A 15,850-nucleotide genomic window follows, 5' to 3' on the forward strand; every position below is an offset into this window, starting at 1 on the left:
GCCCTGCTATCCAGTATTTAAAATAATCAGGCCCAAACATGCGTAACGCTTATTTCACTTACTCCTCGACCGCCATTGCCACCATTTCCTGCAGAATGGCAACAGCTTCTTCGACCGTAGGTACGTCCTTGACCAGCATGCTGCGCTTGCCGTTCTGTTCGCGCAGATCGCAACGGCGGGTATATCTCATCATGTAGGCGATGACCTTGCCGAAGGCCTGGCTCTGATAGTAGGGGCTTTCGGGGTTGGACACGAAGAAGAGGATCAGGCGGCTGCCTTTGAGAAAGACCTTCTCGGCTCCCAAGCAAGCAGCCAGACGACGCAGGGGCACGATGCGCAGAAGCTCTTCCGTCTCGGGCGGCACAGGGCCGAAGCGGTCTTCGAGGCGGGTGCGGAAAACATTGACGTCCTTGTCAAGCACCAGCGAATCGAGCTCGCGGTAGAGGAACATGCGTTCGCTACTGCCCGTGACGTAGGTGGCGGGCAGAAGAAGTTCGAGGTCGCTCTCCACCTGACATTCGTCCACAAACTGTCCGTTGCCGTCGGCCGTCCGCTGCTCTTCGGCCACTAAGTCGGCAAACTCATCGTTCTTCAGCTCGTGCACGGCTTCAGTCAGAATCTTCTGATAGGTTTCGTAACCCAAGTCGGCAATAAAGCCGCTCTGCTCGGCTCCCAGCATGTTGCCCGCTCCGCGAATATCGAGGTCCTGCATGGCGAGGTGGATGCCACTGCCCAAGTCGGAGAAGTTCTCGATAGCTTGCAGACGTCGCTTAGCTTCAGGCGTTAAGCTGGACAAAGGGGGTGCCAGCAGGAAGCAGAAGGCTTTCTTGTTGCTGCGGCCTACACGTCCGCGCATCTGATGCAGGTCGCTCAGGCCGAAGTTCTGCGCTTGGTTGATGATGATGGTGTTGGCATTGGGAATATCGATACCGTTCTCAATGATGGTGGTGGCAATGAGTACGTCATAGTCGTAGTTCACGAAGTCGAAGATAATCTTCTCCAACTCGGCAGGATCCATCTGGCCGTGACCGATACAGACGCGGCAATCGGATATGTTGCGCTCGATCATAGCCTTCAGTTCGGGCAGGTTGGAGATACGGTTGTTCACGAAGAACACCTGCCCGTTGCGGCTCATCTCGAAGTTGATGGCGTCGATGATGACTTCCTCATTAAAAGTATGCACCTCGGTCTGTACCGGGTAACGATTGGGTGGCGGCGTCTGGATGACACTAAGGTCGCGGGCACCCATCAGCGAAAACTGCAAGGTACGGGGAATAGGTGTGGCAGTCATGGTGAGCGTGTCGACATTCACCTTGAGCTGACGGAGCTTTTCTTTGACGCTGACCCCGAACTTCTGCTCTTCGTCGATGATGAGCAGGCCCAAGTCCTTGAACTTGACATCCTTGCCCAAGATACGGTGGGTGCCGATGAGAATGTTCACCTCGCCCGCAGCCAACCCCTTGATAACGGCCTTTGCCTGAGCAGCAGTGCGTGCACGGCTCAGATACTCTACACGGCAGGGCAGGTCTTTCAACCGCTCCTTGAACGTCTGGAAGTGCTGATAAGCCAATACGGTGGTAGGTACCAGGACTGCCACCTGCTTGTTGTCGCACGCTGCCTTGAAGGCGGCTCGCACAGCCACTTCTGTCTTGCCGAAGCCCACGTCGCCGCACACCAGGCGGTCCATCGGGCGAACGCTCTCCATATCGGCCTTCACGTCGGCCGTAGCTTTGCTCTGATCAGGCGTGTCTTCGTAGAGAAAGGAAGCCTCGAGCTCACGTTGCAGGAAACTGTCGGGGCTAAACTGGTAGCCCTTCTCCTCGCGGCGTTGAGAATAAAGGCGGATGAGGTCGCGGGCAATATCCTTAATTTTCTTCTTGGTACGGTCCTTCAACTTCTCCCACGCACCGGTACCCAACTTGTTGAGACGAGGCGCTTCGCCCTCCTTGCCCTTATACTTGGACACCTTGTGAAGGGAATGGATAGAGACGAACACCACGTCGTCATTCTGATAGACAAGTTTGATAACTTCCTGCGTGGTATTGCCGTTGGGAATGCGCACGAGGCCGGCAAAGCGTCCCACACCATGATCGGTGTGCACTACATAATCGCCCGGCTGGAACTGGTTGAGTTCCTTCAGCGAGAGAGCCACCTTACCGCTACGGGCCTTGTCGCTCTTGAGATTGTACTTGTGAAAACGGTCGAACAGCTGGTGATCGGTAAAGACACACAGGCGCAACTGGTTATCGGCAAAACCCTCGTGCAGAGTCTTCTCGACCGCCGTAAAGGTGATTTTCTCGCCCCCTCGCTCCTCGAAGATAGCACGGATGCGGTCGGTCTGCTTGGTGCTATCGCTACAAATATAAATGGAATAGCCGTCAGCCAGATAGTGGGCAAAGCTATCGGCCACGAGGTCGAAGCTCTTATGAAAGATAGGTTGCGCCGACGTGTCAAACTGAAGCGAAGCGTCGGGCGTACCGGTGGGGTTGGTGCCAAACTCCAGGCGACGGAAGTCCAGGGCACGGACAGTGAACTCACCGCCGTCGATGAGCTTGCCGTCCAAACGGATATCGCCGTTTTCCTCCGCCTCGCGAGCAGCGATGGCCTGAGGCATGAGGACTTCGTCGTGCACCTGCTGGATGCGTTCGCGCAGCCACAGGAAGTCGCGCATGGACAGAATGGCGTCGGCGGGCAGGAAGTCAAGGAAGGACACCATACCACCTGTGCCACCTGCGGAAAGGTCGCTGCTGAGATCGGGCACGATGACCACGCTCTCGCGCTTTTCCTTAGACAACTGCGTTTCCACTTCGAAGGTGCGCAGACTTTCCACCTCGTCACCGAAAAAGTCGATGCGGAAGGGGTATTCGCTTGAGAAGGAAAAGACATCAATGATGCTGCCTCGGACAGCATATTGGCCGGGTTCGTAGACGTAGTCGGTGTGCTCGAAGCCATAACTGTGGAGCATCTCGGTGACAAACGTCATATCCACCTGCTCGCCCACGTGGAGAATAAGGGTCTTCTCCTGAAGTTCGCCTTGTGACACCACTTTCTCGGCCAACGCGTCGGGGAAGGTAACAATGCACAAACTGCGGCTGTCCTTTTGCAGGCGGCTGAGCACCTCAGTACGGAGGATTTCGTTGGCGGCATCCTTCTGCCCGTACTTGATGGCGTGACGGAAGGACGAAGGGAAGAAGAGTACCTGTCCGTCTCCCAACACTTGCATTAAGTCGTGGTAGAAGTAACCGGCCTCCTCGACGTCGCCCAGTACAAAAACGAACGGGTGCCCTACCCGTTCTACCAACACCGAAGCCAGCAGAGAAGCCGACGAACCATGAAGCCCGCCCAAGAAGAGGTGTTTCAACCGGTCATCGGCCAACAGGCGCAAGACCGCCTCGACCTGCGGGTGGGAGGCGTATTGTTGTTGCAGTTCAGTAATCGTAAAACTCATGATGCGTGAATTACCGGGCAAAATTACGAAGAAAATGAATAAGAATATATCCGCCACAAAGAAAAGCACCGTTTTTCTACTGAAAAAACAATGGGAAATACTACATTTGTGGCACATTTACAATCTACAGAAGTATGCATACATCAGATAGCATCGTCATCATCCCGACCTACAACGAGCGGGAAAATATCGAGAACATTATACGGGCCGTCTTTGCCCTGGAACATGATTTCCATATTTTGGTCATCGAGGATGGCTCGCCAGACGGTACGGCCGAGATTGTCAAGCGCCTGCAACGCGAAGAGTTCGCCGATTGCCTGTTCATGGTGGAGCGGCGCAGCAAGCTGGGACTGGGAACAGCCTACATCGCAGGCTTCCGCTGGGCACTGGAGCATGACTACCAATACATCTTCGAGATGGACGCAGACTTCAGCCACAACCCCAAGGATCTGCTCCGCCTCTACAAGGCTTGTGCCGAGGAGGGAGCCGACCTCTCCATCGGCTCGCGCTACGTGAGCGGTGTAAATGTGGTAAACTGGCCCATGGGTCGCGTATTGATGTCCTACTTCGCCTCGAAATATGTGCGCATCATCACCGGCCTGCCCATCCACGACACTACGGCAGGTTTCGTATGCTACCGCCGTCGCGTGTTGCAAATCATCGACCTCGATTCCATCCGCTTCAAAGGCTATGCCTTCCAGATCGAGATGAAGTTCACAGCCTACAAGTGCGGCGCACAGGTGAAGGAAGTACCTGTCATCTTCATTAACCGCGAACTGGGCACTTCGAAAATGAACTCCAGCATCTTTGGCGAGGCCGTGTTCGGTGTCATCCGACTGAAGTGGAACAGCTGGTTCAAGAAGTATCCTAAAATTAACGGCTAACAGACATGAAACGCACCCTTATCCACAATGCCTTCATTGTCAACGAGGGACAAACCCTACAAGGCTCTGTGGTCATCACCAATCAGGGACGCATCGCCGAGGTATTGACCCACGACGAACCCCTCTCCGCTCCCTGCGACGAAACCATTGATGCCACCGGTTGCTACCTGCTGCCGGGCGTTATCGACGACCACGTGCACTTCCGCGACCCTGGCTTGACGCACAAGGCCGACATCGGGAGCGAAAGCCGGGCCGCCGCCGCAGGAGGCGTGACCAGCATCATGGATATGCCCAACACCCTGCCACAAACCACCACCCTCGAAGCCCTCGAAGCCAAACTCAATCTGCTGGACGAACGCTGCATCGTAAACCATTCCGCCTACTTTGGTGCTACAAACAACAACTACGGCGACTTTGCCCGCTTAGACCGTTCGCGCGTATGCGGCATCAAGCTCTTCATGGGTTCGAGCACGGGCAACATGCTGGTAGACCGCATGGAGAGCTTGCGTCTCATCTTTGGCAGCACCGACCTGCTCATTGCCGTCCATTGTGAAGACCCTTCCATCATCCGACGGAATACGGAGAAATACAAGGCACTATATGCCGACGAGGATGATGTACCCGTAGGCAAGCATCCCAACATTCGCTCCTCGGCTGCCTGCTACGCCTCGTCAAGCCTGGCCGTGAAGCTGGCGCGAGAAACGGGGGCCCGCCTTCATGTGCTGCACCTTTCCACTGCCCGCGAACTGAACCTGCTCGAGACGGGTCCCGTCAGCGGTAAGAAGATTACGGGCGAAGCCTGCGTGCCCCATCTGTTGTTCAGTCAAGCCGACTACCGTACACTAAACACTCGCATCAAGTGCAATCCGGCAGTGAAAACAAAGGCCGACCGCGACGCCCTGCGTCGTGCCGTCAACGACGATTTAATAGACGTCATTGCCACCGATCATGCCCCTCATCTCATTACCGAGAAGAAGGGCGGCGCACTGAAAGCCATGTCGGGCATGCCGATGGTGCAGTTCTCGCTCGTAAGCATGTTGCAGTTAGTCAACGAAGGCATCTTCACAATAGAGAAGGTGGTCGAAAAGATGTGCCACGCCCCTGCCCAGCTCTATGGCATCTGCGAACGCGGCTTCATCCGCAAAGGCTGGAAGGCCGACCTCGTATTGGTACGTCCCGACACACCCTGGACGCTGGAGAAGAACCTTATCCAAAGCAAGTGCGGCTGGAGTCCGCTGGAGGGGCATACCTTCGACTGGCGCATAGAGCGCACCTTCGTCAACGGCCATACCGTCTTCAATGGCTGCGAAGTCGACGAAAGCTATCGGGGCGAGGCTTTGCGCTTCGACCGCTGAGTGTCCATTCTTCATCTTGTGGAATATAACCTGCGCATCTGGATAGAGCCTGAAAAGGGCACAATACGGACTCATAAGAACCCGATGCACCAATCATCTACGAAAAAGAATGTTGTAAAACACATTCTTTTCAATAACAAGATGTCAACAAAAGCACTATCTTGCAGCATATTTAATCCCTAATACATAACATTATGATTATTGGTGTACCGAAAGAAATCAAAAACAACGAAAATCGTGTCGGCATGACGCCGGCCGGAGTGGCCGAGCTCGTCAAGCGGGGACACAATGTGTATGTACAGCAAACGGCAGGCAGCAATAGCGGTTTTACCGATGAGGACTACATAAACGCAGGCGCACAGATGCTACCCACCATCGAAGACGTCTATGCCGCCGCCGACATGATTGTCAAAGTAAAAGAGCCCATTGCTCCCGAATACAAGCTTATTCGTCGCGGCCAGGTGGTATTCACCTATTTCCACTTTGCTGCCGACCGTGCCCTGACTGAAGCCATGGTAGCCAGTGGAGGTATCTGCATTGCCTATGAAACGGTAGAACTGCCCGACCATTCGTTGCCGCTGCTTATCCCCATGAGCGAAGTCGCCGGCCGCATGTCTGTACAGGAAGGTGCACGCTTCCTCGAAAAGCCCCAAGGAGGTAAAGGCAAACTGCTGGGCGGAGTACCGGGCGTGCGTCCTGCCCGCGTGCTGATATTGGGCGGAGGTATCGTAGGATACAATGCCGCACAGATAGCAGCCGGCATGGGTGCCGAAGTGATGATAACGGACATTAACCTTGCCCGCCTGCGCTACTTGAGCGAAGTGCTGCCCAAAAATGTGAAGACTCTCTACTCCTCGGCCCATAACATCTGCATGGAACTGCCTACCATCGACTTAGTCATCGGTTCCGTACTCATTCCGGGCGACAAGACACCTCACCTTATTACCCGCGACATGCTCTCACTCATGAAACCCGGCACGGTACTCGTCGACGTGGCTATCGACCAGGGCGGCTGCTTTGAAACGTCGCACCCCACTACACACAGCGACCCCACGTATGTCGTAGACGGAATTGTACATTATGCCGTAGCCAACATCCCCGGCGCCGTACCTTTCACTTCAACGATGGCTCTGACCAATGCGACCCTGCCCTACACCGTAGCCATAGCCGACAAGGGCTGGAAATGCGCCTGCAAGGACAATTCCGCCTTGGCATCAGGTGTCAATGTAGTTGATGGGAAAGTCGTCTACAAAGCTGTAGCAGACGTCTGGGGGCTGCCATACGAGCAACTTGTACTATAAAGATAGAAATCCAAAAAGACAAAGGTACGGACTTTACGGACGAAAGCGAAAACCGCTATCAACTTATCCGTAAAATCCGTACCTGCCTATTACGTCTGCATTTCAATTCAATATTTCTGCATCTTCTGCACTGTCTTTCATCGTTTCCATATCCTTAGGCATCGGACGACGACTGGAGAATTTAATCCAGTTCACCAGTTCGGACAAAGCATAGACCAAACACGTCACACCGATAATAATGAAAGCTGTGGAGCGAACGCCTGTGGGGTTGAATAGCGTAACCACACCCGCAATCAAAATAAGTAACGGAACGACATAGAACCCGCCGGGAACTCTCATCCAACGGCGAGCCGCCATAAGCGATGCCATCTGCTGCACACCTCCCATCATCAGAATAAAGCCCAATACAAAAGTCAGTAAATCTGCAAAAAAGTCAGGCATAACGACCAACCATAAACCGAAAAGCAGACTGCCGACAGCTTCGATGGGAAAGCGAAGGCGGTTCTCGGATTTCTGTACCAGATAGCCAATCAGGCTAATAAGTGAAGGTACCAGAAAAACTACACCGATGGTAATCACCAAATACTCACCGGCCTGTGCCGGAAACAGGATCAATAACAGTCCGATAATCAAAGCGCAGATGATGCGCATCAATGAATAATTCATTCTTTTCATATTTTTATAAATATAGCATACAACATTTGAAGCAGACGATTGGTTCGCTTCCTTGCAAATATACACCTTTTCCCAACAAGCCAAAAAGAAATTCCACTGAAATTCCATTGTTCCGCCCTCACATTTACTTAACGGGTGGAAACGGGCGGAACTCAGCGCATTTTAATCATTTTGGAAAAGGCCGGGAGGGCTCAAAATAGTCCTGTCAACAAAATCGCCTGATTATCAATGGATATTGTTGACAGGACTAAGTCTTTGGTAAACATTTCCGTGAAAAATAAAAAAATACCTTGCCTTTAAAGGCAGCCTATTTTTTATTGTATTTCATAAAGTTTGTACGGCTCCTGTCACCGTCGCCGTAACTTGCTGAGAATGAGCCGATATTGTTGACAGGACTAAAAATCCTCTTTTTTTGCGATGGTAATTATTATTTTTCAATTTTTGTTTCCTATTATAAAAACCGTTACTTACATCCGTCGTCCCTTGGCCTGCCCTCATTTTTCCCGATACCAATTCCGAGCAGGCCGTTCGTCGTCTCACTTTTTGGATTCACTGCTGCCGTCCGCCCTACGCCGAACTGACGCGGGGTCCCGGTTCATCATGGAGTACTTGGGCGAACCCTGACGACGTGCTTCGTGAGGGTTTCATGCAGTGCTGTGTGAGGAGGTGACGAAGCACTTCGTCAGAGGGTCAGCAAGCACGGCGTCAGGACGGAAGTACCTGCCCGTGAGAAAAAGCGGAAGAAACACAGGGCAGTGGCACGAATAAAATAAACCTGTCAACAAAATGCGTTGATATACAATCGACTGCTATTCTGTCAACGAAATTTATTGATAATCTGCTACTGGCGTTAACAGGTTTATTTTGAGTCCTCCCGGTCTTTTCCAAAACGATTAAAATTCGACGGGCTCACGTTACTTATTTATTAACTTTTAACCGTTCATTTTCTGGTATGCCAATCGCTCTTCGCCGTTCATCAGGTAGATGATGCCGCAGTAGCGGAAACCGTGTTTTTGCAGGATGTGTTGCAGGATGAGGTTGTCGCGATGAGTGTCTGCCCGCAGGTTCTGTATCCGGGTGTAGCACCACTCTATACAGGCGGCGGCTACACCGTGACTGTCTTCCGTACTGGCCAGTCTGTGGATGGTAGCATAGGGACGTTCGTCGTCCAACCATTGTCCTTCGTAGATGCGGGCATAGGTAGGATCTTTGCCAGGGATGAAGGTAAAGGTGCCGATGATATTTCCCTTTTCGTCCAGACAGACACAACTGTGACCGGCTTCAATATCTTTCTTGATCAAATCTCGGTCGGGATAGTTTCCGGCCCATTGTTTTAGGTTACCGTTTTTCCGCATGATGCGTTTACCCTGTTCAAAGATGTCCATCAGGAGGTCTATATTTTCTATTTGAGTCTTTCGGATCTGTATCATAAATAAACAATCAATGTTTTGTTTGTCCATGATAGCCGTCAGAACGGCGATTTCATGGCGTATGATTTTATGAAGAGAAAAGGATGCAACGCTTGTAATCAGACTTACATCCTTTCAGCGGGAAGGCAGGTTCTATCACCCATATATTCGTAGAGCATCATTAGTTGTCATAATATGCTGTTTGATAGTAGAATAAAATTATGTCTGTCAATAAGTTTTCACAATATTTCTTGCATAATCCGAAAATTGGGTGTAATTTTGGGTGTAGAAATCAATAACGCCCAGATATGAATATAAAGCGTAACATAACATTCCAATTGGAGAGCCGAAAAAAGGCAGGAGTGGCAATAGTAGATAATGTGCCAATCCGAATGAGAGTGGTATTCGGTGGTAAAAGAATCGAGTTCACCACTGGCTATAGAATAGATGTCAGCAAGTGGGATTCAGCCAAACAAAGAGTGAAGAATGGCTGTAGCAATAAACTTAAGCAGTCAGCAGCGGAGATTAACGCTGATCTGAACCGCTATGAATCACTTGTGCAGACAATATTCAAAGAGTACGAGATTCAGGCTATGATGCCAACTCCGGACGATATAAAGGCTCTTTTCAATGAAAGGACAAAAATTGAGGTTTCTGAAGGTGAAGCAGACTCTTCAGATGCTACCGCTACCCTTTCTTTTTGGGAGGTACTCGATCTTTTTATTGAAGAGAACGGACGTCTTAAGTCGTGGACTAAGGCATGCTATCAGAAATTCAATGCCATGAAGAAACACTTGCAGGATTTCGGTTGTGATAAGCATTTTAGATGTCCTATCGAATTTGAAACATTCACAGAACATGGCTTAAACCGCTATCTGGTCTTTTTAAGCACTAAGCTGAAAATGCTTAATAGCACTGTAGATAATCAGATCTCTTTTCTTAAATGGTTTCTTCGGTGGAGTTATGAGAAGAACTATCATAAGGTGCACGATTATCAATCATTCCGTCCTCGTTTGAAGAATACACAGAAGAAGATTATATTTCTTACTCAGGAGGAAGTAGCGGCCATAACCAATCTGACAATTCCGGCGACAAAGCAGTATCTTGAAAGAGTTCGTGATGTACTATTATTCTGTTGCTATACCGGTCTGCGATACTCAGATGTAGCAAATCTCAGAAGAAGCGATGTCAAAGAGAATCATATCGAGATAACCACAGTCAAGACAAACGATAGTCTTGTAATAGAATTGAACCGTCATTCAAGAGCCATCATTGAGAAATACAGTGATGTAAATTTTAAGGGTGATAAGGTTCTTCCGGTAATCAGCAATCAGAAGATGAACGAATATGTAAAAGAACTTGGAGAACTCGCAGAGATTAACACTCCTATCAGAATCACCCAATATATAGGTAATGATCGTATCGACACCATATATCCTAAATATGAATTGTTGAGCACACATACGGGTAGAAAAACTTTTATCTGCACAGCCCTGGCATTAGGCATTCCGCCACATGTCGTAATGAAATGGACAGGTCATTCAGACTACAAAGCGATGAAGCCATATATTGATATTGCAGACAGCATCAAAGCCGCGGCCATGACAAAATTCGATAGTCTTTGAGGCTTATCAAAAAAATATTTCCTGACAACCACTGATACCACTCAAAAAATTTTAGGTGGTATTTTTATTATCACTAATAATCAAAGATTTACAAATACATTTGGCTCTAGTTTAACAATACGTTGTAAAGTGGCACATAAATTGCATGTACATCCTTAAAAAGGAGTTCATCATGACATATAGTGAAATATTGTCAGCCGCACAGTCATTGCCTGAGACGGAACGGCAATCTTTGGTACAAGCATTGAGTTCAGGCAATCAATGCGAGGCGACAGTCCCAGCAAGCTCACGCCTGTCAGCCCTGCTAGAAAAGCAGGTTTGCTGCCCTCATTGCGGAGGCAAGCGTTACTGCCGCTTCGGAAAGGATCACGGAACGCAACGCTTCAAGTGCAAGGATTGCGGCAGGACTTTCACCGAATATACCGGCACATGGCAGCAGAAGCTCCACAAGAAAGGGCTTGTGAAGGCATACATGCACCTGATGTCCGAGCAGAAGTCTCTTGACAAGATTTCCGCCGCATTGCACATCAACAAGAAGACGGCCTTCGACTGGCGGCACAAGATATTGCGTTCCCTGAAGCAGGATGAAGGCGGTTCGTTCTCCGGAATAACCGAAAGCGACGAAACGTTCTTTGACAAGTCCGACAAAGGCTGCCGGCACCTGAAGTGCAAGCCCCGCAAGCGTGGCGGATGGACAAAAGGCAAAGGCGTGTCCAAAGACAAGGCTACCGTCATAGTGACAGCTGACAGGAAGAACGACCTCAACATGACATTTTGTGGCTATGGACGACTGACTAAGGCGGAAATCGCGGAAAGCCTGCACACTCCTCTGCCTCAAGGAAACGTGCTTTGTTCGGACGGCCATGTCAGCTACAAGGGATATGCAATGGATAACCATATCGAACATGTTGTAATCAGGGCAGACCTTGGCAGGCACGTCAAGAGGGGATTTTTCCATATCCAGCACGTCAATTCCCTGCACAACAGGCTTAAGAAATGGCTTAACGCAACATTCTGGGGCATCGCCACGAAGTATATGCAGGACTATCTCAACTGGTTCATGGTGAAAGAAACCGTTCTGAAATTCTGCAATGACCAGGCCGACGAACTGCTTGGGCTTTCCATGAATCATTATAATGTCAAGTTTACAACGGTATAATTAACTAGAGCCATACATTTTATTTAAGTCACCACCTCCTTGCCACTCATTATCAGGAGTAATTTTGCAGTGTCGACAGCAATCAAAATCAATCCCCGGTGCCGGGATTAACAACTAAAAATTATTCCTAAATATAAAAATCGAAACCCTTTTGAACAAGCCCCTGTGGCAGATGACAGGCGAGAAATTCATGTTCCTCTCGAAGTCAGCAACGAGTGACAGCTCTCCCCGGCAGCCTGAGATTGTGGTGGATGCCTCCTCTCCAAAATACGTATATGGACTTTCCGGTATCGCACAATTGTTCGGATGCAGCATACCGACAGCCAACCACATCAAGAAAAGCGGAAGGATCGACAAGGCGATAAAGCAGATCGGACGCAAGATAATAGTGGATGCCGAGCTTGCCCTTGAACTTGCAGGACACAAAACCGGAGGCAGAAAATGATGGACAAACAGGGCTTGCCCTTGTTATCGCCTACTATAACTACTCCGCTTCGCTCCCGTAGTTGTGGGCTCTCCCGAGGGGCTTAAGGCGCTGCCCTAAGAACTCGAAATGGCTCTGCCCTTGACCCGGTCGAGGCGTTTCACCCCCGACACCCCCGTGCAGGAAGTGACCCTCTCCCTGCACCCTCCGCTTAGGGCGTTCACCCCTAAGGACCCATCGTCGGGAGTGACCCTCTCCCGACACCTTCCGCTCAGACCCTTCGTCTGAGAACCCGCGATTATGAATGATAAAATTCCCTTACGGACTTATGAAGACAGGAATAAAGTTCAAGCCCTGCAACGTAGGCACTGCCGAGGCGCACAACCGCCGCGACAGAGCCTACTGCGAGGCGGTTGCCCGGAAGTTCGGGCACACATACTTCTAGGACGAGTACCGCCACCTCAATCAGAGCTGGCGCAACCCGTCCTACGCCAAGCCTCTGCCGGAGCTGCTTGAGGACATGAAGGTGCTTGTAAAGCAGAAGACGGGACGCGCCATGCAGTGCAAGCAGACCACCGACCGCAAGACAGGCAAGAAGAAAGAACGCGCAGGCTGTTCCGCCATACGCGAGGGTTGTCCCCCGATAAAGCCGGACACACGGATCGAGGATTTCGAACCGTTCGTCAAATGGCTCAATGGCTATGGCATTTCGGTTATCAGCATAGACCTCCATCACGATGAAGGACATCCTGACCCCGAGATCGATGATCTTAAGCAGAACCATCACGCTCATATCATAGTGGACTGGCTCAACCATGAGACCGGAAAGACAGTCAAGATCGACCAGAAGGTGTGCAAGGAGATGCAGACCGTCCTTGCGGAAAGCCTCGGTATGGAACGAGGCACGCCAAAGGAGGACACCGGGATCGAGGGGCTGTCGGCTGTCGAGTACAAGGAGAAGATGGTGACGGCACACGTCAGGCAGTTGAAACAGGAACAGCAGGAACTTGAAAACCGGAAGTCCGAACTACTGAAGGAACAGGCAACCAAGGAAACGGAGATAGCCGAACTTGAAGTCCGGCGGATCGAGAAGCAGAAGGCCCTCGATGCCGAGAGCGGCAGCGCGTTGAAGAGCGGCTTCGCCAACATATTCGGCAAAGGAAAATATGCGGAGATCGAGCGAGAAAACGTCCGGCTGCGGTCGGAGATCGAGACCGCCAACACTGAGCGTGACAAGGCTCTGATAAGGGTGGAGGAAATAGAGAAGCTGGTGGCGCAGATACCGAGGCTTGCGGAGGAACGCGCCCTGATGGTGATTGAGAAGAAGGAGATCCTTCATGAGAAGGAAGTGCAGAAGCTACGGAAGCAGCATACCGACACTGTCTCTTCCCTTCAGTCGCGGTATGACAAGCTGGCTAAGGAATACCGCAGTCTTGAAAGTTCCTCAAATTCGAGGATAGAGAGGCTTGAACGTGAGAAGAACGACCTTCTCGAACGGCTTAAGGCTATGCTCGATATGTTGCATGAGAAGCTTAAGGAGGCTGTCAAGGCGTTTATGGAGTTCTCCAAGTCGGTATTAAGGGAGTTGAGCATACGGCACAGGGACACGATTGTGGAGTACCTTGCCGACAGTCCCGATGTCAGGAACGCGGCCCATACCCTGAAGGTGTTTGCACGTCCTTTCCTTGAAAACCGACAGTTCGACAAAGGCAGCAAGGAGTTGGATCGCCTGACCTCCGATTTCCCTTCTGTCCTGGAGGAAGTGAATAGGACGCAGAACCGAGGAATTAGGCTGTAACTAAGCAAGACTTCAGATGATACTGAGTAGATAGACCAACTGCTCACGTCTTACGAAGTAATCCGTATCGAGTTTAATACGACTTCTCCTGATGGTCTGTCTGTACCAATACTTACAAATCCTAATCACTAATTAACTTGCGAAGAAAAAGACTTTGACGAGAAACTTAACTTTGTCAAGGTTACGTGGCGATAGTCGGCCTCGCTCGGTATCTTCACTTATCCCTATAACCCGGTTTTCTCATAACTATGCCACAGTCAATTCTCATAATCACCACTCATGCAATGCTCAACATCGGTGACGCTGTCGAGATTTTCATTTGGGAAAGCAATGTCTCCATTTTCCACCTCCTAAATTGTATATCGCTTCGCTACAATCTTTACGGAGGTTGGTACAATTATAAAGATACTTTCATCTGTCGAATTTCGCAAAATCCGCGATTGCTGTATCTTTCACATAAAAAATAAAACTATAGGTTTTCCTTTGAAATCTCGCATATTATTCTTAATTTTGCACTTGTAAAAAACTTCACTTTGTTATCGAGACAATTATGAAATGTATCACCTGTGGGGCTGAGAATCAAAATACTGCAAAATATTGTCTTGAATGTGGTAGCCCATTATTCAAGAAGTGTGATTACTGCCTAACTCAAACATCCATAAATGCTAAGTTTTGTCCTTATTGCGGTAAGCAATTTAAGAATCATAGCATTGAAGTCATAAAATATAAGAACAAACTAACGTTTTACGATTATATTTTTATTGAATCTACGCCTTTGGGTAAGTATATCAAAGCGATTGATAATCATAGATATACACTCCTTGACATAAAAACATGTTCTCCAATCTTTGATTATATTTTCGAAGACGTTGGGACACAAAAAGATTACCAAAATTTTTGCTTCGTCAAAAAGAATGGTAAATGGGCTATTGTAAATCCTATTTCAGGTAAATTAGTTACTGATTTTGTTTACGATGCATACAGAACAAATGACCACGCAGGCTCTGAGTTCAGAGTATTAAGAAATGAGAAATGGGGAAAGGTCGATGCTAATTCTGGAAAAACGACCGTTCCACATATTTATGATGACATCGAATATGATGATCGTGTAAAACAAAATGGATATTGGGGATGGCTGAACTCTCGTGGTAAAAGTATTCCATGTGAATATATCAAGCTATCTAGTTATGTTTTTTCAGATAATATCCGTCCATCTCAGCATAAAAGTGGGAAATGGGGAGTTATTAATCGAGGTGGAGAAATTATTATCAATTTCGATTATGATGAAATTACATACCATGAACCATTTGGTCATAGTCTTTATTATTTAAGGAAAGGCAACCTCTGGGGATTGTATTGTGACGGCAAACAGTACCCATGTAATTACACCTTGGAAGAAGTTAAAAAATTAAAATGGTATTAACTACCGGCAGCAAATTCAAAATAGAATTATCCATTTATGATAAAAAAGGCTATTTCACCCCCAAAAAAACAAAACCAATTGTACGATGAATTCTGTATTAATGGGAAATATGGAATTAAAGATAAGAATAGTAAGATTTTAGTCGAAGCTGTATTCGATCATATATACATATCCGAAAGTGATAAATATATAATCTTTTCTATGGACGGGAAAAAAGCTATTCTTCCATTATCAGAGATTTCCAAGTTGTAACCGTGTCTTTTCGCATACTACATACCTCATATCTTTACCATATAAATCAATAAGTTATAGACTTTTATTCCTTACACACTAAACTATAACTCCTTTG

Annotated in this window: 11 protein-coding genes; 8 read left to right on the forward strand and 3 right to left on the reverse strand. The window is 48.9% G+C overall.

Annotation, left to right across the window (positions count from 1 at the left end; all coding sequences use genetic code 11):
- Positions 1-58 precede the first annotated feature (58 nt).
- Positions 59-3,448, reverse strand: a complete 3,390-nt coding sequence (gene mfd / locus Q0Z70_RS08450) for a transcription-repair coupling factor (RefSeq protein ID WP_298073656.1) — start codon at positions 3,446-3,448, stop codon at positions 59-61.
- Positions 3,449-3,582: 134 nt separating this feature from the next.
- Here mfd and Q0Z70_RS08455 point away from each other — a divergent pair, with 134 nt between their 5' ends.
- From Q0Z70_RS08455 to ald, 3 genes are all read left to right on the forward strand, one after another.
- On the forward strand, positions 3,583-4,332 hold the full coding sequence (locus Q0Z70_RS08455; protein ID WP_298073657.1) for a polyprenol monophosphomannose synthase: 750 nt from the start codon (positions 3,583-3,585) through the stop codon (positions 4,330-4,332).
- 5 nt (positions 4,333-4,337) lie between these two features.
- The gene (locus Q0Z70_RS08460; RefSeq protein WP_298073658.1) at positions 4,338-5,687 is read left to right on the forward strand and encodes a dihydroorotase; all 1,350 of its coding nucleotides are present in this window, start codon (positions 4,338-4,340) and stop codon (positions 5,685-5,687) included.
- A 194-nt stretch (positions 5,688-5,881) separates the two neighbouring features.
- Positions 5,882-6,988 carry an alanine dehydrogenase gene (ald, locus tag Q0Z70_RS08465; RefSeq protein ID WP_298073659.1) on the forward strand — a complete coding sequence of 369 codons (1,107 nt, stop codon included), beginning with the start codon at positions 5,882-5,884 and terminating at the stop codon, positions 6,986-6,988.
- Positions 6,989-7,090: 102 nt separating this feature from the next.
- Here ald and Q0Z70_RS08470 read toward each other — a convergent pair whose 3' ends face one another.
- Both Q0Z70_RS08470 and Q0Z70_RS08475 read right to left on the reverse strand, forming a co-directional pair.
- Positions 7,091-7,663: an HdeD family acid-resistance protein gene (locus Q0Z70_RS08470; protein WP_298073660.1), complete on the reverse strand. Its 573-nt coding sequence runs from the start codon at positions 7,661-7,663 to the stop codon at positions 7,091-7,093.
- A 932-nt stretch (positions 7,664-8,595) separates the two neighbouring features.
- A complete protein-coding gene (locus Q0Z70_RS08475) occupies positions 8,596-9,093 on the reverse strand; it encodes a GNAT family N-acetyltransferase (protein ID WP_298073661.1) in 498 nt (165 codons plus the stop codon).
- A gap of 287 nt (positions 9,094-9,380) precedes the next feature.
- Between Q0Z70_RS08475 and Q0Z70_RS08480 the strand changes: the two genes are divergently transcribed.
- The 5 genes from Q0Z70_RS08480 to Q0Z70_RS08500 all read left to right on the forward strand — a co-directional run bounded on the left by Q0Z70_RS08480 (position 9,381) and on the right by Q0Z70_RS08500 (position 15,501).
- A complete protein-coding gene (locus Q0Z70_RS08480; protein WP_298073662.1) occupies positions 9,381-10,697 on the forward strand; it encodes a site-specific integrase in 1,317 nt (438 codons plus the stop codon).
- 172 nt (positions 10,698-10,869) lie between these two features.
- Positions 10,870-11,856, forward strand: a complete 987-nt coding sequence (locus tag Q0Z70_RS08485) for an IS1595 family transposase (protein ID WP_298073663.1) — start codon at positions 10,870-10,872, stop codon at positions 11,854-11,856.
- Positions 11,857-11,989: 133 nt separating this feature from the next.
- Entirely contained in the window at positions 11,990-12,301 is a 312-nt protein-coding gene (locus tag Q0Z70_RS08490) for a DUF3853 family protein (protein WP_298073680.1), read from the forward strand.
- Between the two features lie 499 nt (positions 12,302-12,800).
- A complete protein-coding gene (locus tag Q0Z70_RS08495) occupies positions 12,801-14,078 on the forward strand; it encodes a hypothetical protein (RefSeq protein ID WP_298073664.1) in 1,278 nt (425 codons plus the stop codon).
- A 550-nt stretch (positions 14,079-14,628) separates the two neighbouring features.
- Positions 14,629-15,501, forward strand: coding sequence for a zinc ribbon domain-containing protein (locus Q0Z70_RS08500; protein ID WP_298073665.1), 873 nt, complete (start codon positions 14,629-14,631; stop codon positions 15,499-15,501).
- Positions 15,502-15,850: the final 349 nt, after the last annotated feature.

The organism is uncultured Bacteroides sp., from assembly GCF_947632445.1.
Lineage (GTDB): Bacteria > Bacteroidota > Bacteroidia > Bacteroidales > Bacteroidaceae > Bacteroides.

What these genes read in the sequence shown, in the direction of transcription:
- mfd (WP_298073656.1), bottom strand. Translation starts at nt 3,448, where the DNA reads ATGAGTTTTACGATTACTGAACTGCAACAACAATACGCCTCCCACCCG.
- Q0Z70_RS08455 (WP_298073657.1), top strand. Translation starts at nt 3,583, where the DNA reads ATGCATACATCAGATAGCATCGTCATCATCCCGACCTACAACGAGCGG.
- Q0Z70_RS08460 (WP_298073658.1), top strand. Translation starts at nt 4,338, where the DNA reads ATGAAACGCACCCTTATCCACAATGCCTTCATTGTCAACGAGGGACAA.
- ald (WP_298073659.1), top strand. Translation starts at nt 5,882, where the DNA reads ATGATTATTGGTGTACCGAAAGAAATCAAAAACAACGAAAATCGTGTC.
- Q0Z70_RS08470 (WP_298073660.1), bottom strand. Translation starts at nt 7,663, where the DNA reads ATGAAAAGAATGAATTATTCATTGATGCGCATCATCTGCGCTTTGATT.
- Q0Z70_RS08475 (WP_298073661.1), bottom strand. Translation starts at nt 9,093, where the DNA reads ATGATACAGATCCGAAAGACTCAAATAGAAAATATAGACCTCCTGATG.
- Q0Z70_RS08480 (WP_298073662.1), top strand. Translation starts at nt 9,381, where the DNA reads ATGAATATAAAGCGTAACATAACATTCCAATTGGAGAGCCGAAAAAAG.
- Q0Z70_RS08485 (WP_298073663.1), top strand. Translation starts at nt 10,870, where the DNA reads ATGACATATAGTGAAATATTGTCAGCCGCACAGTCATTGCCTGAGACG.
- Q0Z70_RS08495 (WP_298073664.1), top strand. Translation starts at nt 12,801, where the DNA reads ATGAAGGTGCTTGTAAAGCAGAAGACGGGACGCGCCATGCAGTGCAAG.
- Q0Z70_RS08500 (WP_298073665.1), top strand. Translation starts at nt 14,629, where the DNA reads ATGAAATGTATCACCTGTGGGGCTGAGAATCAAAATACTGCAAAATAT.